Raw genomic sequence first — 21,689 nt, 5'->3', positions numbered from 1 at the left:
TTAGTTACAAAATAAATGAAATTTTACTTGGCACAACAATTGACTTATTAAAGTAATAAAAATAGCTAAAATTAATATACTTAGTTATTTATCAAATGTTTACAGTTTAAAAAGTGCGTTTTATAATGTTAGCTACATCATAAAAATGTCACTATGACAGATATAAAAGATATGAGTAAATCAAAAATAATACATTTAGACAATTTGTCGCTTCAAGATGCTTTTAATGAAGATTCAGAATTAATTCCATTATTAACACCTGAAGATGAAGAAATAATAAATAAAGAAAAGGTACCTGCTGAGTTGCCTATTTTACCTTTAAGAAATACAGTGTTGTTTCCTGGTGTTGTAATTCCAATTACTGCTGGTAGAGATAAATCGATTCAGTTAATAAAGGATGCAAACAAAGGTGACAAAATAGTTGGAGTAGTTGCACAAAAAGATGGCGATGTTGAAGACCCTGGATTAAATGATATTCATAAAACAGGGGTTGTAGCTCAAATTTTGCGTGTTCTTAAAATGCCTGATGGTAATACAACGATTATTATTCAAGGAAAAAAACGTTTTGAAATAGATGAAATTACGCAAGAAGAACCTTATTTAAAGGCAAGGGTTCATGAGGCTGTAGATGATAAAGAGGTTGATGATCAAAAAGAGTTTGATGCTATTATAGAGTCTATTAAAGAGTTAGCTTTAGAGGTTATTAAAGAAAACCCAATGTTACCTTCAGAAGCTTCTTTTGCTATTAAAAATATTAAATCTAATTCGTTTTTAGTAAACTTTATTTCATCTAATATGGAGTTAAGTGTTGCTAAAAAACAAGTTTTACTTGAAAAAGATAATTTAAAAGAACGCGCGTTATTAACGTTAAAGAATTTAGATAAGGAACTTCAAAAATTACAATTACGAAATGATATTCAATCTAAAACACGTTCTGATTTAGATCAGCAACAACGTGAATATTATTTACATCAGCAATTAAAAACCATTCAAGATGAATTAGGTGGTGTTTCTCATGATCAGGAGTTAGATGAAATGAGAGAGAAAGCTAAAACGAAAAAATGGAATAAAGAAGTTGCAAATACATTTGAAAAAGAGTTAAGTCGTTTAAAACGAATGAACCCTCAAATGGCAGAGTATGGTGTTCAGCGTAATTACTTAGAGCTAATGTTAGAATTACCTTGGAATGAGTTTTCTGAGGATAAGTTTGACTTAAAAAGAGCTCAGAAAATATTAGATAGAGATCACTTTGGGTTAGAGAAAGTAAAAGAACGTATTATAGAGCATTTAGCTGTTTTAAAATTGCGTGGTGACATGAAATCACCAATTCTTTGTTTATATGGACCTCCAGGTGTTGGTAAAACATCATTAGGTAAATCGGTTGCAGAAGCATTAGGGCGAAAATACGTACGTATGTCACTAGGTGGTTTACGTGATGAAGCTGAAATTCGTGGACATCGTAAAACATATATTGGTGCTATGCCAGGGCGTTTAATTCAAAACATTAAAAAGTCTGGAACATCAAATCCTGTATTTGTATTAGATGAAATAGATAAGTTAAGTCAAAGTAATCAAGGAGATCCGTCTTCAGCAATGTTAGAAGTATTAGATCCAGAACAAAATACTGAGTTTTACGATAATTATTTAGAAGTAGGTTACGATTTATCAAAAGTATTGTTTATTGCTACTGCTAATAATCTAGGTCAAATACCATGGGCATTACGTGATCGTATGGAGATTATTAATGTTACTGGATATACGATTGAAGAGAAAGTTGAAATAGCTAAAAAATATTTATTTCCAAAGCAATTAAAAGAGCATGGATTAACTCCTGAACATTTAACTGTTGGTAAGAAACAATTAGAAAAAATAGTTGAAGGCTATACTAGAGAATCTGGTGTACGTGGTTTAGAGAAGCAAGTAGCTAAAGTTGTACGTTTCGCAGCTAAATCTATTGCAATGGAAGAGGAATATAATGTAGCTTTAACAAATGAAGATATTGAATCTATTTTGGGAGCTCCTCGTTTAGAACGTGATAAATACGAAAATAACGATGTTGCAGGTGTGGTTACAGGTTTAGCATGGACAAGTGTTGGTGGAGATATTTTATTTATAGAATCTATTTTATCTAAAGGAAAAGGAAACCTTTCTATTACAGGTAACTTAGGTAAAGTAATGAAAGAATCTTCTACAATAGCAATGAAGTATATAAAAGCTAATGCTGAAGAGTTTGGAATTAAACCAGAAGTGTTAGAAAAATACGACGTACATATTCACGTGCCTGAGGGTGCAACTCCTAAAGATGGACCAAGTGCAGGTATTACAATGTTAACTTCATTAGTATCGGTATTTACACAACGTAAAGTAAAAAACAAGTTAGCGATGACAGGTGAAATTACTTTACGAGGTAAAGTATTACCTGTAGGAGGGATTAAAGAAAAAATATTAGCTGCAAAACGAGCAAATATTAAAGAACTTATTTTGTGTGCTGATAATAAAAAAGACATTGAAGAAATTAAAGAAGGTTACTTAAAAGGATTAACTTTTCATTATGTAACTGAAATGCATGAGGTTATCGACATTGCTCTTACTAAACAAAAAGTGAAAAATGCTAAGAAATTAGTGTAATAGTGTTTATATATAAGTGTAAAATCGGCTAATTAATTTATAAATTAATTAGCCGATTTTTTTATTATAAATAAGTTTACTTTGTTTCAATAGGGTCTATTTGGTTTAAATCTTTGCAATAGCATCCAAAATAATTACAAACAAGAATATGGTTTCTAGGACATTGTACTTGACCTCCATTAATTGTTTTTTGCGTTTTTTTGTTTAAAACAGTACCTAATTTTGAAATTGATTCTAACATGTTTTCTATTTTTTTGTTCCTTACTCTATTATATGCTTTTCAGGTTTCGCATTAATTAATATATTGAGCTGGTCAGAAATATTTTAGAATTTTTTACCTCATAATTATTATGACGCACTTCTCATATTTATTTCAGAAAAGAGCTCTAATTCTTTTTTGTAGATAGATTCAGTATTTTCATGAATAGAAGTAAGGTAGTTCATGATTTCATCAGGTGATATTTCCTCTATGTTCTCTTTTTTGTTTAAATCAGGGTAACATGAGATAAAAAATTTCTGGATATGAGCTATCAATTTAATCAAATCATTGCAGTAAATAGAAGGGTTATTAAATCCGTTTTCTTTACTATAACGATGAACTAATCTACCTCCTTTGCAAACTTCTTTTAAAGGACACTCTAAACATTGCTTACAAAGTTTAGAATTAAAATCATTAAAATATAACTTACCTAAAGATGTTTTTTCAATATCTTGAAAACTATCTTCTTTAATATTTAAGCCAGTTTTAGTAAACCCATGACCGCAGGCTTTTAAAGAATCAATAGCTTCAATTTCGCCATTAGTTTCAATAATTAAAACAGTCGACTCGTTTTTTGTATTCTCATTAACTCTCATTAAAGTATTTAATAAACCTATAAATAATGGAATTTTATATCGTTGTGTATCATTAACCCAAATGTCAAATAATTTAATTAACCAGTCTCCCATTAAGCCTTCTTTACTATTAAAAGGAAAATTATCATGAGTGTAATCTGGGATTAAAAAATTCACATAACTAACGTTCATTTCTTTAAAACTTTCATATATATCTTTTGGAGTCTCTTTAATATTAATAACACATGCTATATCAGCAAAAGTCATTTTTTTTATTAATAATCCGATGCTTTTAAAAACAGTATCATAACTACCATTACCTTTATGATCTACTCGAAACATATCATGCGCTTTTTTAGTACCATCAACACTAACGCTAGGAGAAATGTTTAATTCTTTAAATAATTGAATCCAGCTTTCATCGAGTAGAACCCCGTTTGTTTGTAAGTCAAAAGAAAAAAATACATCATTAAGTTCGTTTTGTATTTTTTTAACTTTATTAATAAAATCAATATAAAATTCTTTAGGAGCTAACAAAGGTTCACCTCCATGAAATAGAAAAGAAAACTCTTTTTTATTATATTTTTTTATATGATTTTTTGCTTTTTCAATTATATGATCAACTGTTTCATACGACATGAATTTAGGTTGTTTTTTATAAGTAGTGTCTCCTAAATTGTACATGAAGCAATATGAGCAATTTAGGTTGCATCGACTAGCTACTTTAATAGCTAATGAGTTAAAATCCATGATTTATGATTTATTAATATAACAACAAGGAAATTGTGTTTTTTACAATTTCCTTGAGTATTTTAAAAGAAATATTATCTTACTGCGTGATTTACATCTTTAAGAATAACAGTAACACATTTACCTAGACTATTACTCCAAACCATTCCAGAAGGACATAATTTACCACCACCACTAGTAGGGTAATATATCTTCTCTTCAATATATAGCGCCCCCCCTTTAATAGGTGCTAAATCGTTAATTTCTAAGTTTGAAAATTTCTCCAATCCTTTTGATAAAAAAAATGCTTTTTTCATTTTTATAAGTTTTAGTTTAAATGCTTACTCTATAGTTTTTGTAAAAAAAATGATACCTATATTTTCAGCTTCCTATAGATATTTGACCATATTAATATGTTTTATTAAATCTTTATATTTTAAAAATAACACCTATTTATTAGGTGTTTCTTTTTCCAAATATTGATTTTTTAATAAGATAAAAGAAGTATCGAAGGTTGTTATTTATAAAAAAGGGAGGTATTATTTTAAAATTGTGGCAACTAAAAACATATTTAAATGATTAGTTATCAGTCATTTATATTTGTTTTGTTTTGAAGGGGTTTAATTTGTGAAAATTATTTAATAAAAAACATAACTTCACCTAACTAAAACAGATAAATTATGAAACTATTATTTATTGATACTTTAAAGGCTTATCAATTAACAAGGGAAGAGCAGTATAATGTTAAAGCTGAAGGTCCTAATTTGAAAGGAGGACCAGATACAGATGGAGAAGAAAATTGTTTTAAATTACCATTAGGATCTACATATATTAATAAGAAAGGAGAGCCTGCAATATGTTTATAGATTGTATTTAGAGCAATTAAATTATAACTCCTTATTAATTTTTTCTATAAATTGATAAGGAGTTATTCCTGTGTAATTTTTAAAGATTCTAGTAAAAGACTTCGCATTTTTATAGCCACCAATTTCTCCTATAGCTTGAGTAGTATAAGCTCTTACTTTTTTATCGTTACTCATTACATTTACAATATAATTTATTTTTAACTCATTAGTGTATTCGCTAAAACTCATCTTTTTGTATTCTTTTATTACTTTAGAGAGATAGGTAGTATTAGTACCTATTTTTTTTGCAGCATTATATAAATTAAATTCTTCTTTTAAATAGTATAATTTGTCTTCTATTTTTAACAAACCATTGATAATTTGTTGGTGTTGCTCATTTTTTATGTTTAAGTTTTTAGGAAGTGAAAAGTTTTTGTCTTTTAATTTTTCGTTTTTTGAAACCTTACTTAATAACTCACTTAATCTTTTTTTAGTTTCCTTTTTTTCTTTAGTATTTTTAATAATTAAGTAAATACTTGCTACTAGTGCTAATAGTAAACCTAAAATAATTGCAATATAATAGTAGGTTTTTTTAGTAGTATTTTTTGTTAATGTATCAATTTTCTTATTATAATTATTTTCAGCGTCTACTTTAACAGCCCCTATAATTTGTTTATTCTCTTTTGTTGATGCTAGGTTAAGTAATTTGTGATAACGATTTGAATAATAACTAGCAGAATCATTTTTATTCTGTTTTAAATATATTTCAAAAAGATATTTGTGTGTGTTTACATATTTAGTATCTAAAAGGGTGTCTTTTTTTATTTGAAGTACCGAAAAAAAACTTTTTTTTGCTTTTTCTAAGTTATTTGCCATTAAATAATTATAACCAATATTATAATGACTTTTATATAAGTAGGAAAACGAATTATTTTTTTTAAAAAGTGCTATACTCTTTTTAAGAAAATAACTAGCCTTTGAATACTCTTTTTTTAAAGTATAAACGGTTCCTAAACTATAATAAATTCTGGCATAACGATAAGAACTAAGTTGAATATTTTTATCTTTAAGTAATGAATTGTAGTGGAACAAAGTTGAATCTGCATATTGATGATTCATTGTGTTATCTAATAATGTAGTATATATTGCTCCTACATTTAATACTGTTTTATATTTTCTAAGTTGGTATTTGTCTGCTAAAAAATCTTTGTTTTTTTCTATAAGACTAAGTGTTTTTTTTGCTTGGTTTAAGGCTTTGCTAAGCTCACCCATGTTTTGGTATATTAACGCAATATTTCCTTTTATTTTAATAATTCGTTCAATATCATTTGCAGCGATAGCGTAATTTTCAGCTTTTATATAGTTTTCTAATGCTGGTTTTATAAGTTCTCTTCTTTTATTAGTATTTCCTAATAATATATGTATATCAAAAAGTATTGTATGATTCTTTTTCGTTTCTGATATCTTTGGAAGATAATTTTGAATACTATCTTTGTAAAATTGTATATCAACAAATTGCTTTTCTCTTGTTTTTAAATATTCTATTGCAGAAAAAGCAAATGTTTTATAAGAAGCTATATTAGTATTTAACATCTTATTCATATAGTATAAAGAACTATCTACACCTATTTTTCTATTTAAGTAAAATTTTTTTTTAAACTGCTCTAGCTCTTTTTCGTTGTGAACTTGTGAATGACATAAAGTATAAGAAAAAAGGAATACTAAAGAAAAATAAAGATATTTTAACATAACATTTCGGGGGCGTAATAAAAATTAATTAGACTTGTAAAATAAGTAAAAATAGATGTTTTTCTGTAAATCGCAAGTTCCTTTTTTGTGTTAAGTTAATAAAACCAACGTTTTAAGAAGGTAATAGGAGTGAAGAGTTTAAAAATCAGCTTCCTTTTTAAAAATCATTTTTTGCTTAGTTGTTGGGTGAGAAAACTCTAGCGTATCTGCATGTAAATGTAAGCGATTAGATTTTACACCATATAAATCATCTCCAAAAATAGGTGCGTTTAAACCTAATACATGAGAGGCATGAACTCTTAATTGGTGTGTTCGCCCAGAGATAGGGTAGAAGTGGATTTTTGTTTTACCGTTTTTACGTTCAATAACTTCCCATTTAGTTTTTGCAGGCTTACCATGTTCATAGCAAACTAATTGCCTTGGCCTATCATCTAAATCAACACGCAACGGCAAATCTATAGATCCATGATCTTCTTTAATAATACCATCTAGCAAAGCGGTATATCTCTTTTTAACAGTTCTATTAATGAATTGATTCTGTAAAAACTTATGTGATTCTTTATTTTTTGCTAAAACTAATAATCCGGAGGTAGACATATCTAAACGATGAACAATAACTGGCCCAGAAATATTTTTTACTTGTTGTTTGATTCGTGAGTATACCGAATCTTGAATATGGATTCCAGGAACTGATAAAAATTCGTTAGGTTTATAAATAACAATTAATTGCTCATCCTCAAAAATAGTTTCAAGTTCTTTTCCGATAGCAGGGTTTTGTAGCAATGGATTTGTATCCATTTCTATTCCAGACAACATATGTGTTAAGATAGGCTTACATTTTCCTTGACAAGCAGGATAAAACTGTTGATGTTTTCGTATTTCTTTATTTGGTGATTCTCCCCACCAAAATTCAGCCATTGCAATTGGCTTTAAATTATTTAGAAAAGCGTATTGTAATAATTTAGGGGCTGCACATTCACCAGAACCTGCAGGTAAATTTTGTACAGGTGTATTAGTAAATAATTCTGCTAAATTTTTAATTTCTTTTTTTGAATTTAAAAATTGATATTGTTCTGATATGTATTGTTGTAGTGCTACTGATTTTGATTTTCGTTGTTCTTTTAAGAGTGTTATTTTATTTGTAAAAAGAGTAAGCTTATCTTTTATAGGTTGTAAAGTGTGCTCCCAGTACCTGGTAACATTATTAAAAAAACATTTAGCATCAATACTTTCTTTACTTAATGTTTTTTCAAAAAGAGCATATTCAGTTGCAGATAGTTTTGAAATTGCAGTTTCTCTTCGTTTTTTACGCTCTTTTTTACCAAATTTTAGTGCTTCTTTTTTATTTAGAATATCATCATTCGCTTTTTTAGTGGTTGATTTGTATTCTGATACTAAGGCTAAGTAGGTTGTATTTATAATTAAGCTCTCTAAAACTGTATTAATGTTATTTAATTCTTTTTTTTCTTCTAAATAATAAGAATCTTTAGCGAGCATGTCATAAACAGGTGGAACAAATTTTATATGATTGTTTTTTTCGCCCAGTTTACCTGATACAGCTGTGAGGTATCCTATTTCATTTTGGTTATTTTGAACAATTAAAACACCAAACATTTTTCCAATAGGTAATCCTTCAAAAGAATTGTCTAGCCCAAAATTATGTTTAAAATCAGTTTGTGTTTTTAAATAATTTTGCACCTCTATTGTAGCTAATTTACATAGTATATGTGGCTCATAATAAAAAGGGAAGGTAAACTTGGTTGGAAGTTTAATATCTTTTATAGGGCTAGAAAAATATTGAAAATATGTTTGCACAATTAATTATTTAACACTTAAATATGAAAAGTTATAGTTTATTCCAAAATTTAAATAAGTACTACTTAAACTTCCACCGCGAGCTTTAACGTATCCCAAACCACCGCGTAAATTCAATTTATTTCCTAATTTATAATTAACACCTATACTAGGTTTTACGATTAAACCTTGCCCAGTACTAATAGCTCCACCGCCAGCAGCACCACCTAATAATTGTGCAAATACTGATGTTGTATTGTTAAAAAATGAATTTGACTGTATTCCTAAACCTACAATTCCTTCAGCATAAGCACCTGCATCACCAAAATTAGCAAATGATGTTTGACCTGAAGCATATACGTATTTATTTAGGAAAAAGTTTATTTGCAGCGATATTTGATGCATATTTTCATTTATTCCTGTATCTCTAGAAGCATTAAAGTATAAATCTTGTTTTATAATAGTTTCTAGGCCTTTGAATTTTCCTATTGAAAAATCATTTCCTTTTGATGATGTACCGTCCTTATCAATATAATATTTTAATCCAAAACCTAGGGTAGAAGAAGAGAAGTGAGTATCTGGACTCATTAAATAACCTTTATTGATTGAAGCATAAATGTTATCAAACAGCTTCTGTTCTATCGAAATATCAGGGTAAATTAAAAAACCTCCTTTAGTCTGAACTCCGCCACCGCCACCAGCTCCAATACCAAATTTAGCGAGTATGTTTGTGCGGTTTTTATTCATAGATAAATGATAACCACCACCTAAAAGAACATCCATGTATCCAGCTTTAATGCCATGGTATGCGCCGTCAGCTTTTACAAAGAAAAATATATTATCAGTTAAATATGAGTTCAACTCAAAACCAGCTAATCTTATTGTTTTGCCTTTATAATTACCTTTCGTTACAGATAAATTATTCAAATGCATTAATAAAGAAATTCTGTCACTAGGTGTATTCCATGAAGAGTTTTTAAAATCATCTATTTTAAAAGAGTTTTCACGTTCTTTAAAATTTGCATTTTCAAAAGATAGTGGTATTTGAACAGCTACATTAAATTGATTACTTTTAATAGTTCCTTTATCAAAAAAGTTGATGTAACTATAACCTGCAGTTGTAGAAAAGTACTTGAAATTATAACCTAAATTTAAGTGAGGTAAGATAAAAGCACCACCGCCGTCTGGAGCTGAAGCACCACCGCCGCCGCCAAAATGAAATCCTGTATCTATAAATAAGTTATCTGTTATTTTTTGTTGAATACCAGCGTTAATACCCAAGGTGAAAAAACCACCACGAATTCCGCCAACAGCACCATATATTCCAACACCAGCATAGCTCCAGTCATTAAGTTTTAAATTATAATGAACACCAGTAAAGTCCATATCTTTTTCATTTCCAGGCATTTTAATAGGAAGGTAATCTATTTGACCAAAACCTATTTGAGTTTCTTTTTGAGGAGTTGTAGTTTGCGCGTAAAAAAAATGAACACTCATAATAAAACATATTATAAGTGCTCGTTTACTAATTTGTAATAGCATTAGTTATAAAATTTAATTGTGTATTTTTTTTCTTTTTCCGTTAATATAAGAAGCTACAAAAGCATCTTTAAAACCAACTTTTATTAATTCGTTTTTTAAGTTTTTAGCTTCGTTTAAAGTTGTAAATAACCCTAATGAATACTTAAAATAACCATCGGCACTACTTACTATAGATGGAATTGTTTTAGAAGATAGCAATGCATACTTTTTTTTAGAAAACATACCTATTTGAACAGAATACATTGTTTCTCCTGCTGTGTTTTCACTTACATCTGAAATGGTTGAATCTAGATTATTTTCATTAACACCACTTTTAATTACTTTTTTTGTTGCTCTTTTTGTTGCTCTTTTAACGCTATCTAGAATTCTAAGACCTTCATTCTTTTTTATAAGAGCAATATCATTACTTGCTGTTGAAGTAGTTTTTACTACACCATTATTGGTGTATAGGTAATAAGAAGTTCCTAAAGCTAAACCTAGTAGTAATCCTAATAGTATTGGAGTTCTTTTAGATTTTTTTTTGAAAGAAGTGAAATTTTCGTTAACACTATTTAATTCATTTTCAGCTTCTTCTCTTTTTAATTTAGCGTTATCTAAGTCTTCTTGCATTAACTTAAACTTTTCTTCTTCTATAAAAGGCATAATTATGGGTTGATTTTTATTAGAAATATTATACGAAAATACAAATCTTTTTTTACTACTGTTTTTTTATAGTAATTGTTACTGTTTTTGAAGCAGGTGTATTGCTAATTCTAGCCTTGTTTTTTAAAGGTACTAATACATTGGTTTCAGGGAAATAGGTTGCTGTACATTGTTTTGGTATGCTATAAGGAATTACTAAAAAACCGATAGCTTCTCTTTTTTCTCCTTGAAAATGACTGGTTAAGTCCACTTTATCTAATTTAGATAAACCTTGCTCTTTCATATCATCAGGATTCATAAAAATAACTCTACGTTCGTTTAATATACCTCTATAACGATCATCTAAACCATAAATAGTAGTATTGTACTGGTCGTGTGTACGAATCGTCATCATCATAAATTGATTATTATCTAAAATTATGTCTGAGGGTAAATTTGTAGAAAAGTTTGCTTTTCCTGTTAAAGTAGGAGTGTAGCTATTTTCTCTAGCATTATTTGGTAAATAAAAACCTCCTTTTATTCGAACTCTTTGGTTGTAATTTTCAAATCCAGGAATGGTAGCCTCAATTTTATTACGAATTAAATCATAATTCGTAACTAATGATAACCAATTAACTTTAGTATTTATTAGTGTTGCTTTGGCAATACCAGCTACAATAGCAGGTTCACTAAGTAGTTTTTCTGAAGCGGGAGTTAAATGCCCGTTAGATTGATGTACAACACCCATAGAATTCTCTACAGAAACAAATTGTTCTCCAGTTTCTTGAATATCTTTTTCTGAACGACCTAAGCATGGAAGAATTAATGCCTGCTTACCATGAATTAGGTGGCTTCTATTTAGTTTTGTTGAAATTTGTACTGTTAAATTACAATTTTTTAATGCTTCAGCTGTGTATTCTGTATCAGGTGTTGCAGAAATAAAGTTTCCACCCATACCTATAAATACTTTTGCTTTTTGTTGATGCATTGCTTCAATAGCGTCAATTACATCGTAGCCGTGTTTACGAGGTGCTTTAAATTGAAATTCTTTTTCTAAGTTGTCTAAAAAACTGTCTTTAGGCTTTTCCCATATTCCCATGGTGCGATCACCTTGCACGTTTGAGTGACCTCTTACGGGGCATGTACCAGCACCTTTTTTACCAATACTTCCTTTTAATAAAAGTAAATTAACAATTTCACGGATATTATCTACACCGTTTTTATGTTGAGTCAGTCCCATTGCCCAGCAGATAATAATTTTATCATTTTTGATAATCAATTCGGTGGCCTCTTCAATTTGTTCTAAAGGGAGCCCTGTCTGAGGGAGTAATTCATTAATGGTATAGTTATCTAATTCGCTTAAAAATTCATCTATTCCATGTGTTTTTTCTTTGATAAATTGATGGTCGAAAACAGTATTAGGTTGCTTCATTTCTTTTTCTTTCATCAATTTTAAGATGATTTTTAATAAAGCAACATCTCCATTGATTTTCACTTGAAGAAACAAATCTGTTAATTTATCACCCGATCCGATCCATTTTAAAGGATTCTGAGGATCTACATAATTCATTAAGCCAACTTCTGGTAGTGGATTTATGGTTATTATTTTTCCTCCATTTTTTTTAGTATCCTTTAAAGCTGAAAGCATTCTAGGGTGGTTTGTTCCTGGGTTTTGCCCAATAACAATAACTAAATCGGCATGATTAAAATCATCTAAAGTAACAGAACCTTTACCTATACCTAACGTTTCAGAAAGTGCGCTACCGCTACTTTCATGACACATATTAGAGCAATCTGGTAAATTATTTGTTCCGAATTTTCTAACAAAAAGTTGGTATAAAAAAGCAGCTTCATTACTAGTTCTACCTGAAGTGTAGAAAATTGCTTCATCAGGAGATTTTAAATGATTTAACTCTTTACCAATGAGTTTAAAAGCTTCTTCCCATGTTGTTTCTTCGTAATTGTCAGTACCTTCACGTAAAATCATTGGATGGGTAATGCGTCCGCTTTTTCCTATTTCATAATCAGACCATTCAGACATTTCTTGAACGGAATGTGTAGCAAAGAATAAAGGAGATACTCTATTTTTAGTTGCTTCCTCAGCAACTGCTTTTGCTCCGTTTTCACAGTATTCAGCTAAAAAAGCTCTTTTTTCATCAGGATCTGGCCATGCACAACCTGGGCAATCAAAACCATCTAACTGATTAATGTTTTTAAGTAAACTAATCCCTTTAGATACTCCTGTTTCAGAAAAAACATGGTTCAGAGCAGATTGTATTGCTTTTGTACCTACAGCTTTCTTGGGGATATCTATAAGTTTTATACCTGTTAATTTTTCTGGAGGTTGAGCATGTGTTTTTTTATCGCTCATAGTTAATGTATTGAGGATTTGAGTAAATAGTCATTTTTTTATTTCTACTGAAACCTATTAAGCAGATTCCAAATTCTTTTGCAAAATCAACAGCTAGAGAAGAGCAGGCAGAAACAGCAATAATAATAGAGATTTTAGCAAAGAAAGCTTTGGATACAATTTCATAAGAAACGCGTCCGCTTACAAGCATGTAGCTAACTTTTTTTAAGCTGTTTTTATTAATTAAATCACCAATACATTTATCAACTGCATTGTGCCGACCTATGTCTTCTTTTATTGTTAAGAGTTCTTTTTCTTTATCAAATAATGCGCAAGCATGACTACCTCCTGTGTTTTTAAATAAAAACTGTAAATCATTCATTTTTAAAAACATATCAAATGTTATATCAACTGATTCATTACTATTTATATTTAAAGGTTTGCCACTTGGTTCTAAATCTTTCAGTTCTTTTTTTCCGCAAATTCCACAAGACGAAACTGATAAAAGTGTTCTTTTATTTAAGTATCCTTTTCGTAATTTTTCTTTAGGAATGATAGCGTTTATAATTGATGAAGAATCACTGTTTATTTCAATAATTTCGATTCTTAATTGATCATTGCTTTTGTATATATCTTCAGCGTATAAAAGTCCTCTAATAAGTTCTTTGTCATCACCAGGGGTTCTCATTACGACAGTGTAAGATTCACTATTTATGTTTATTTGTAGAGGGGCTTCAATGACAAGATTATCTTCAACTTTTTGAGAGGAGTTTTCAGATAATTTTATAGACTGATAAATACTTGCTTGTTTCATGTTGTAAACAAATGTACTTAAAAGTAAGTTAAATGAAAAGCCTTGTTTTGCAACAAGGCTTTATGGCGTGTTTTATTTCCCCTAATTAATAAAACACACTAATCTTATTGTGTTTACTATATTTTTAACGGGAAGTATCTGTATATATTGTGGTATTTGTTATTTGATTTTAGTACAACTGATTACAATTAACTCATTATTAACATTTGTCGTAAAAAAAAGAAAGGTATCACCTCCGTCTTTTAATTTAGTTTCTAATCGAATTTGAGCTACAGTTTTCGGGAAATTTCGTGTTGTTATGTTTGCTTTTGGTGTTGTTAAAAGTTTTTTTATTTTCTTTTTATTGTATGGAATGATGGTGTCAACTTTAAATGTTCTACCAGGGAAGAATTCTATTAACTCTTTAGAGGTGTAAAGATGGGAGTGTTGATGGAGTTTATTTACTTTTAACTGGTTTGAGACCTCATTAAATCCCCCTGATTTTAAAATAGCAGCATTAGGTTCGTATAAGAAAGTTAAAGGTGTTGAGTATGTTGTGTCGAGGGATTTTTTGAGTTTAAAGTTAAATACTTCACTATTGTTTTTCAAAACATTAAGTGTTTTTACCTCAATAATCTCTTTATCTTCTTTTTTTAAGAGGAAAAGTAATTCTTTTACCTCGTTTTTTATAGAGATAACATGTATTTCTTTAACAAAATTTAATTCATTAATTGTAGACGTGATATCTAGTATTGGAGAATTTTTAATAAGTATTGTATCAGTTTTTGTGAATAAAAACTCTAAATTTTCAGGTACATTAGGTAGACAATCATTTAGTAAAAACACTTTTCCTTTTACATCATTTCTTCTTGATGGATCAATATAAATACAATCAAATTTTTGATTTGTATTTTTTAAGTAATCTATTCCGTTTTTGGCAATAGTTGTAATATTGTTAATATTTAGTTGCTGGTAATTATAGGATACAATTTCAGATAGTTCTTCGTTTATTTCGCAATGGACAACATTTTTAAATTGTTTAGCAAAAGCATAGCAATCGATACCAAAACCTCCTGTAATGTCAATAAAAGTATCTCCTGTTATTAGTTTTGATTTATATTCAGCGGTAATTTCAGATGAAGTTTGCTCAATACTAATCTTTTTAGGGTAGTATATTTTTTCAGTATTAAACCAAGTAGGAAGTTTTATTTCTGATTTCTGTTTGGCTATTATCTGATTAGCTAATTCTTGAATCGAAACACCTTCAAAAGGACTTCCTTTTAAAATTAGTTTATTGATATCTGCTTTTAAGTTCTCGTTTATAAAAACCTGAACTTCTTTTTGTAAGATAGTTGTGTTCAAAATTAATTATATCCTTTTACTTCTCCCATATCTAAAATTCCTATAGGTAATTCATGTTTTGCAGGTAAAAATGCTCCAGATTTAGTTGTTACCCAATCACTCCAAGAAGCTTGCATTCCTCCTGTAGGAATTATTGAAACCCACATTTTAAAGGCAACAGGCTTTCCTGTATCATCTAGAATCCATAGATAAGAATCTCCAGGGGTAGAACCACCAGTTGTGTATGTTATCATTAGTGCATCTTTGTTTTTGTGTTGTATAACCTTTCGTTCAATACCATTTTCAAAAACTTTATAAGGTGCAATTAGCCAAAAACTATCATTATTAAAATAATCAGTAGCTTTTTTTAAAACAGCTAAATCATCTGTTAATTTTCCATCAATAAAAATCTCACTTTTTTCTGGCGATTTCGTATGCAAGATTACTTTATTTTTATCCCAAGAAACTTCAACTATATTTTGTTGTTTGTCCCATTTGTAAAAATGCTTGCCTCTAAAGCTCCATTCAATAAAACGCGTGCTTTTATACGCTTCATAATTTAAGGCGTTTAACATTTTGTTAGCTAAAGTATCTGCTTCAGACCCTTTATTACCTATTGGCATTTTCTCATTATTGGTAATATAAAATATACCGATTGCAACAATTATAATTGCTATTGTAACTCCTAGTGCTTTTAGTAGTTTATTCTTCATTTATTAATGCTTTAATACCCTTTGCTAATTCATTAGCAGCCTCTGAATTTCTTCTAAACCATAATTCGGGCTCTATTAACTCTAATTCTGCAATTGCTAATTTACCATTGTTATCTGTAAAAACATCAACTCTGGCATAAATAGGAAGCTCTTTACATGCTTTTATTGCATTTTCAGCGAAGTCAATTTCAACCTGTGAAGGTAAATAATCACTTACTGTTCCTCCAAAATCATCTTGAACTCTAAAATCTCCTTTTTTTGCAATTTTTAAAACTGCGTGTGTGAAATCTCCATTCATGACCATTAATGAAATTTCCCCTTTTGTAACAATGTTGTGCTGAAAAGGTTGAATAATCATCGCTTCTTTAGCAATAAGTTCTGAAAAAATAGTTTCGTGTTTAAGAATGTTGTTTTGGTTAATCTTATAAGTATGTCTTCCGCCTCCTGAAATACAGGGTTTTAAAACAAACTCTGTGAGCTGATGATCGACAGCTAATTCTTGTAAACTTTTAGTTTCTAATGCATCAATAAAATAAGATTCACAAATATGGATTCCTTTTTTCTGTAAATCTAATAAGTAGTGTTTGTCTATATTCCAACGAATGGTTTTTTCTGAATTTAATAAAGTGGTTTGCTTGCTTATTTTATTAAGCCAGATAGAAAATTCAGCATATCGATTAAAATAATCCCAAGTACTTCTAAAGAGTACATATTTGGTGGTTGTCCAATCGAAAGTAGTATCATCCCAAGAAAATCGTCCTACTTTTAAGTTTAATTTTTCTAGAGCATTTTTTACATAATTATCTTCATCTAAGACATTTTGCTTGTAAACAGTAATCTCTTTTGGTTGTACATGGTCTTTATCAGTAAGAATTACAACATCATAATTTTTCATGATTTATTTTTTAAAACAATTAATTTTATAGAGGTCAGTAGTTAAATAAATTTAATTAGACACTTGACTTTAAGTTAAGTATCGAAACTTTTATTGTTAGTTCGAGTGCAATCGAGAGCTATTAGCTTGTTGAAAGTTGTGCTCAATCAGACATTTCTCAAGGTGTTTTAATTAAAGTATAGGTAATTATCTATTGACCTCTATAATTTTATTTTGAATAAAAAATTTGAGTAAAAAAATAATGCCCATTAGCACTTTTTTTCACACCAATACCAGTGTGAGAATAGTTACCTTCAATATTTTTTCTATGTCCATCACTATTTATCCAACCTTGTACAACTTCAGAAGCGGTTTTTTGACGAGAAGCAACATTTTCAGCAATTGCTTTAGCATTATCTAAAGTTTGCAATTCTTTAAAGCGATTATCTAATTTATCGTGATTTATCTCATTTATACTTATCATATATTCAGTATGAGTTAAAGCTATTTTGGCTGCAGCATCATTAAATTCCACGGTTACTTTTCCTTTACTTACTCTGTATTCATTAACTAGTTTGTGTATTTCTTGTGTGATTGTTAAATTTTCTTCTAAATTTAAATCGTCAGTTGAAGAATCACTACTACATGAAATAAATAAAATTGTAGAGAATAGTGCTAGAATCGTGTTTTTTAAGGTCATAATTAATTATTTTAAGGGGGTTTTTAAATAAAACGAACGAAAGTACTATTTATTTTTAGTATAATAATCAATAACATGCTTAGGAATTTCTATTTCATCCTTTAGTTTTTCATCAGAAATAGGAGGTAAGGCTATTTGTTTTAATGGAACTAAACCAGCCCAAACATCTAAGTCATAATCTTCTGGTTCATCAGCAACACCAACATCTCTAATTTTTGCAGAAGCAGTTTCTATAGTCATTTCAATTACTAAAGTTCTGTCTAATTCTTCTTGATGCATTTCTCTAATTCCGTCCCAACGACCTTTCATCATATGTTCCATAAAGCAAAAAAGAGCTTCGTCTTTCTCTGTAGAATCTTCTAGTTTTTTAACAGTTCCAAATAAGGTTGCAGAACGGTAATTTACAGAATGATGCAATCCAGATCTTGCTAAAACCAATGCATCTAAATGCATAACAGTCATGCTCATTTCTTTAGCTTCTAGTAATGCTAATAACATTCTGTTAGCCTGAGAACCATGTAAGTAAATTTTATTATCTTTTCGTCCATATCCCATTGGTAATGTAATTGCACGACCTTGATATACATAACTTACATAACCAATAAACCCAGCATCTAAAATAGTGTTAATCTTCTCAACATCATATGTTGCTCTGTTTTGACCACGTTTTACTCTATTTAATTTAGACTTTGAATATTCTTTCATATTTATATTTTTTTAGCGTAAACAAAGTTTTCATATTTTTTATTATTTACTATATAGTCTAACGTTCCTGTTATTTCGAATCCGTTTTTTTTATAGAAATTAATTGCTCTGAAATTTTTTATGTATACAGAGAGCCAAATATTTTTAAACTGATGCTCAATAGCTTTTCCTACTATAAAATCAAATAAATGTTGACCTAATTTTAAAGGCAAAAAATCATTCAAAATGTAAATTTTTTCTAATCTGCAAGAGCTGTTAGCTTTTACACTTTCATGCAATTCATTTAATACTAATTTTGTATAACCAACAGGAAAATCATCAACATATAAAATGTAAAAAAGATTATTAGTGTTTTTAAGTTGATTTTTAATTTCAGTAATAGAGAATGAGTTATTTAAGAATTTTAATAAATCGTTTTTATCATCTATGAAATGCCCATGAGATTCAGAATATGTTATTCTACCTAATAGCGCTAAAACTTCTGCGTCAGTTACTTTTGCTGTTTTTATATTAATCATTTATCTTTTTTCTGGAAGAATACTTTTAAACTCTTCTGAATTTACTTTAGTTATTTCTAAATCTTTTGGCTTAAAAACTCGTTTTGTAGAAGCTGGGTATTTTTTAATCATTATTGATGGACGAATTGGACGTTCAACAAAATTACCACTACAACTAGGGCATACATTCTTGAATATTTGAATAGCGCAATTTTTACAATAAGTACATTCAAACGAGCAAATCATTGCTTCTGTAGAAGTGTTTGGTAAATCCTTATTGCAATGTTCGCAATTAGGTTTAATAGCCAGCATTATAAATAACGTTGCTTTATAATATCTATATGCCAAATACTGTGTCCTAATAAAATAAAAGCACAAGCTCTTGCAGAAACAATACTATCACTAGCAGTACCTATATTTTGTAAATTTTCATCAGAAATACTATTAATTAAGTTTAATGAATACATTCTTGTTATTGTAAATTCATGAATTAATGTTTCTAGTGTTTTATTATTTGCTTGAGAAGGATCTATGTAAATATCTTGATCAAACCCGGCTAATGCTGTTGTATCTTTTCTAGCAATTCTTAACAAACGATACATAAATATACGTTCAGTGTCGATAATATGCTGTAAAACTTCCTTGATACTCCATTTTTTTGCTTCGTAGCGGTATTCTAATTTATCTTTAGGTACGCCAGTGAAGAAATCAATAACCATTTTCTTATCGTTTTCGAAACCAGTAATTAATTCGGTGTTTTCACTAACCTTACCAATGTATTTGCCAAAGTATTCGTTATATTCTGTTTGTTGTAAATCTTGTTTAATCATAATATTATTATTTTATAATTCTACTTCTCTTTTAAAACTAATTAAACACTTCTATTAAAATTTGTTATTTTTAAAAGTAATGATAATTTTATTTCATCAAAATTAGTAGTTTTATGGAGTGTTTAAGTAATCCAGAATTAAAATAACTAGTAGTCCAGATGTTTCCTTATAAAACCAGTTTTAAAATAGATAGAAATAGTAGTCAATCAATTTACATACAAATTTCTAATCAGTTTATTAATTTTATAAATCAAGGTAAGCTTCCTGCAAACACCAAATTACCTGGAACTAGGAGTTTAGCGGAACTTTTAAACGTGCATCGAAAAACAATTGTTTCTTCTTATGAGGAGTTAGATTTACAGGGTTGGATTGCTTCTATACCTAAAAAAGGAACCTTTGTAAGAGCTGATTTACCTTTGCTGCAGCGTGAAAATAATGAAGGTATTAGTGAAAGTAAAAAAAATACCACAACAGGATTTTCTTTTTACAGTAATGGATTTGAGAATTTAAACTTACCAGAAAAAAAAGAAAACGAGACGTTGTTTTTGAATGATGGAATTTCTGATGGAAGATTAACTCCAACTATCGAAATAGGGAGGATTTACAGGAAAATAGCAAGTAAAAAAGACATTCATTTGCATTTATCTTATGGTTCTACCTATGGAAACGATAATTTACGAGCAGTTTTAGTAGCGTATTTAAACGCAACAAGAGGTTTACAAATAACAAAAGACAATTTATTGATAACTAGAGGGAGTCAAATGGGAATATGGCTTAGTGCTCAATTATTATTAAAAAAAGAAGATGTTATAGTGGTGGGTGAAACAAATTATCCTTCGGCAGATGTAACTTTTTTAGAACGAAAAGCAACAATCATGCGTATTCCTGTAGATAAAGAAGGTTTATGTATTTCTGAATTAGAAAAATTATGTAAAAAACAAGTAATAAAAGCATTGTATGTTACCTCTCACCATCACCATCCAACTACGGTAACATTATCTGCAGAAAGGCGAATTCATTTATTAAACCTTTCTAAAATATATCAATTTGCAGTTATAGAAGATGATTACGATTATGATTTTAACTACAATCATTCACCAATTTTACCACTAGCGAGTCATGATGTTAATGGAAATGTTATTTATATAGGTTCTGTTTGTAAAACAGTTGCTCCAGTTTTTAGAATTGGTTATTTAATAGCTTCAAAAACGTTTATAGATGAAGCTTCTAATCACAGGCGCTATGTAGATAGACAAGGAGATGCTTTATTGGAGCTTACTTTTGCTGAATTTATTAAATCTGGTGACTTAGATAGGCATATTAGAAAGGTCATAAAGATATATAAACAACGACGAGATTTGTTTTGTTCGTTATTAACGGAACATTTAGGAGGTTATTTTCATTTTGATATTCCTAAAGGAGGAATGGCTGTATGGCTTGTTTTAGATAAGCGATATTCATGGAAAAAAGTTTCTGAAATAGCTGAAACACAAAAACTAGCAATAGGGCAATGGCAACGCTATGATTTTGCGAATACAAAACACAACGGTATAAGAATTGGCTTCGCTGCTTATAATAATAAAGAAATACAAGAGCTCATTTATAAGTTAACAAACACCATGAGGTTACTTAAAAATTAGTTGTAAGCATTTTATTGTTACTCAAAAAAAATATGTAATTGACTATTTATAAACTACTTTTAAGTAGTTTTTTTTATTTTAATTATCAGTGTTTTTATGATTATGGAGTACAGTGTATTATTTTCATTCAATGATACACTTAATGGATGTGTAAATAATAGTAGGTATTTTTTATCCTGATAATTAAAAGTTGAAGCTGTTTTAATAAAAACCACTATTAACTTTTAGCTAATTAATCTACAAATTAGCTTTATGAAATAAAGTCAAACTTTCATATCTACATGATTACTCGCGCTCACAATGGAAAATCATACGTTCGTGACATTTTTTTTACTTCTTCTGTTTTCAAATTTTAACTTTAGTTCATAAAATGAAAAGTAATATTATAAGTTGATTTTTAATGTGTTAAAAAAAAGTCAATTTGCTTTTTTGTAAAATTACATAAAGAAAATTCACAAAAATTATTCAAAAATTTAAGTGTAGTTATTACTGAATTTCCGAAAA

The 21,689-nt window shown here is 29.0% G+C and carries 20 protein-coding genes; 3 read left to right on the top strand and 17 right to left on the bottom strand.

The window, feature by feature from the left end:
* The first annotated feature begins 153 nt into the window (after positions 1-153).
* The gene (gene lon, locus H518_RS0111120; RefSeq protein ID WP_028889120.1) at positions 154-2,628 is read left to right on the top strand and encodes an endopeptidase La; all 2,475 of its coding nucleotides are present in this window, start codon (positions 154-156) and stop codon (positions 2,626-2,628) included.
* A gap of 76 nt (positions 2,629-2,704) precedes the next feature.
* On the opposite strand, the gene H518_RS21100 is transcribed toward lon, so the two are convergent.
* From H518_RS21100 to H518_RS0111105, 3 genes are all read right to left on the bottom strand, one after another.
* A complete protein-coding gene (locus H518_RS21100; RefSeq protein ID WP_155995210.1) occupies positions 2,705-2,869 on the bottom strand; it encodes a hypothetical protein in 165 nt (54 codons plus the stop codon).
* A 107-nt stretch (positions 2,870-2,976) separates the two neighbouring features.
* The gene (locus H518_RS0111110; protein WP_081411181.1) at positions 2,977-4,212 is read right to left on the bottom strand and encodes a radical SAM protein; all 1,236 of its coding nucleotides are present in this window, start codon (positions 4,210-4,212) and stop codon (positions 2,977-2,979) included.
* A 74-nt stretch (positions 4,213-4,286) separates the two neighbouring features.
* Positions 4,287-4,508 carry a hypothetical protein gene (locus H518_RS0111105; RefSeq protein WP_028889118.1) on the bottom strand — a complete coding sequence of 74 codons (222 nt, stop codon included), beginning with the start codon at positions 4,506-4,508 and terminating at the stop codon, positions 4,287-4,289.
* 363 nt (positions 4,509-4,871) lie between these two features.
* On the opposite strand from H518_RS0111105, the gene H518_RS0111100 reads away from it, so the two are divergent.
* On the top strand, positions 4,872-5,057 hold the full coding sequence (locus H518_RS0111100; RefSeq protein WP_028889117.1) for a hypothetical protein: 186 nt from the start codon (positions 4,872-4,874) through the stop codon (positions 5,055-5,057).
* A 21-nt stretch (positions 5,058-5,078) separates the two neighbouring features.
* Here the strand turns inward: H518_RS0111100 and H518_RS0111095 are convergent, their stop codons facing one another.
* From H518_RS0111095 to H518_RS0111030, 14 genes are all read right to left on the bottom strand, one after another.
* Positions 5,079-6,785, bottom strand: coding sequence for a helix-turn-helix transcriptional regulator (locus H518_RS0111095; RefSeq protein WP_028889116.1), 1,707 nt, complete (start codon positions 6,783-6,785; stop codon positions 5,079-5,081).
* 138 nt (positions 6,786-6,923) lie between these two features.
* Positions 6,924-8,600, bottom strand: a complete 1,677-nt coding sequence (locus tag H518_RS0111090) for an RluA family pseudouridine synthase (RefSeq protein ID WP_205618011.1) — start codon at positions 8,598-8,600, stop codon at positions 6,924-6,926.
* 6 nt (positions 8,601-8,606) lie between these two features.
* Complete coding sequence (locus H518_RS0111085; RefSeq protein ID WP_043706866.1) at positions 8,607-10,076, bottom strand: hypothetical protein; 1,470 nt, start codon at positions 10,074-10,076, stop codon at positions 8,607-8,609.
* 57 nt (positions 10,077-10,133) lie between these two features.
* A complete protein-coding gene (locus H518_RS20530; RefSeq protein ID WP_028889113.1) occupies positions 10,134-10,763 on the bottom strand; it encodes an SPOR domain-containing protein in 630 nt (209 codons plus the stop codon).
* 55 nt (positions 10,764-10,818) lie between these two features.
* Positions 10,819-13,113, bottom strand: coding sequence for an FdhF/YdeP family oxidoreductase (locus H518_RS0111075; protein WP_028889112.1), 2,295 nt, complete (start codon positions 13,111-13,113; stop codon positions 10,819-10,821).
* A complete protein-coding gene (gene fdhD, locus H518_RS0111070; RefSeq protein ID WP_043706865.1) occupies positions 13,103-13,906 on the bottom strand; it encodes a formate dehydrogenase accessory sulfurtransferase FdhD in 804 nt (267 codons plus the stop codon). The genes H518_RS0111075 and fdhD overlap by 11 nt, the downstream gene beginning before the upstream one ends.
* Before the next feature lie 159 nt (positions 13,907-14,065).
* Entirely contained in the window at positions 14,066-15,247 is a 1,182-nt protein-coding gene (locus tag H518_RS0111065; protein ID WP_028889110.1) for a class I SAM-dependent methyltransferase, read from the bottom strand.
* Between the two features lie 2 nt (positions 15,248-15,249).
* Complete coding sequence (locus H518_RS0111060; protein WP_028889109.1) at positions 15,250-15,939, bottom strand: hypothetical protein; 690 nt, start codon at positions 15,937-15,939, stop codon at positions 15,250-15,252.
* A complete protein-coding gene (locus tag H518_RS0111055) occupies positions 15,929-16,834 on the bottom strand; it encodes an ATP-grasp domain-containing protein (RefSeq protein WP_028889108.1) in 906 nt (301 codons plus the stop codon). The genes H518_RS0111060 and H518_RS0111055 overlap by 11 nt, the downstream gene beginning before the upstream one ends.
* A 208-nt stretch (positions 16,835-17,042) precedes the next feature.
* Positions 17,043-17,513, bottom strand: a complete 471-nt coding sequence (locus H518_RS19720) for a CAP domain-containing protein (RefSeq protein ID WP_051263743.1) — start codon at positions 17,511-17,513, stop codon at positions 17,043-17,045.
* A gap of 45 nt (positions 17,514-17,558) precedes the next feature.
* Entirely contained in the window at positions 17,559-18,218 is a 660-nt protein-coding gene (locus H518_RS0111045; protein ID WP_028889107.1) for a pyridoxamine 5'-phosphate oxidase family protein, read from the bottom strand.
* Between the two features lie 2 nt (positions 18,219-18,220).
* Complete coding sequence (locus H518_RS0111040; RefSeq protein ID WP_028889106.1) at positions 18,221-18,736, bottom strand: GNAT family N-acetyltransferase; 516 nt, start codon at positions 18,734-18,736, stop codon at positions 18,221-18,223.
* The gene (locus H518_RS0111035; protein WP_028889105.1) at positions 18,737-19,027 is read right to left on the bottom strand and encodes a DUF1272 domain-containing protein; all 291 of its coding nucleotides are present in this window, start codon (positions 19,025-19,027) and stop codon (positions 18,737-18,739) included.
* Positions 19,027-19,545 carry a DinB family protein gene (locus tag H518_RS0111030; RefSeq protein WP_028889104.1) on the bottom strand — a complete coding sequence of 173 codons (519 nt, stop codon included), beginning with the start codon at positions 19,543-19,545 and terminating at the stop codon, positions 19,027-19,029. Before H518_RS0111030 ends, H518_RS0111035 begins: the two co-directional genes overlap by 1 nt.
* Positions 19,546-19,703: 158 nt before the next feature.
* Between H518_RS0111030 and pdxR the strand changes: the two genes are divergently transcribed.
* Entirely contained in the window at positions 19,704-21,185 is a 1,482-nt protein-coding gene (gene pdxR, locus H518_RS19715; protein WP_051263742.1) for a MocR-like pyridoxine biosynthesis transcription factor PdxR, read from the top strand.
* The last annotated feature ends 504 nt before the right edge of the window (positions 21,186-21,689 follow it).

This window comes from Tenacibaculum ovolyticum DSM 18103 (assembly GCF_000430545.1).
GTDB lineage: Bacteria > Bacteroidota > Bacteroidia > Flavobacteriales > Flavobacteriaceae > Polaribacter > Polaribacter ovolyticus.
This window is presented reverse-complemented; position numbering and strand designations above follow the sequence as displayed.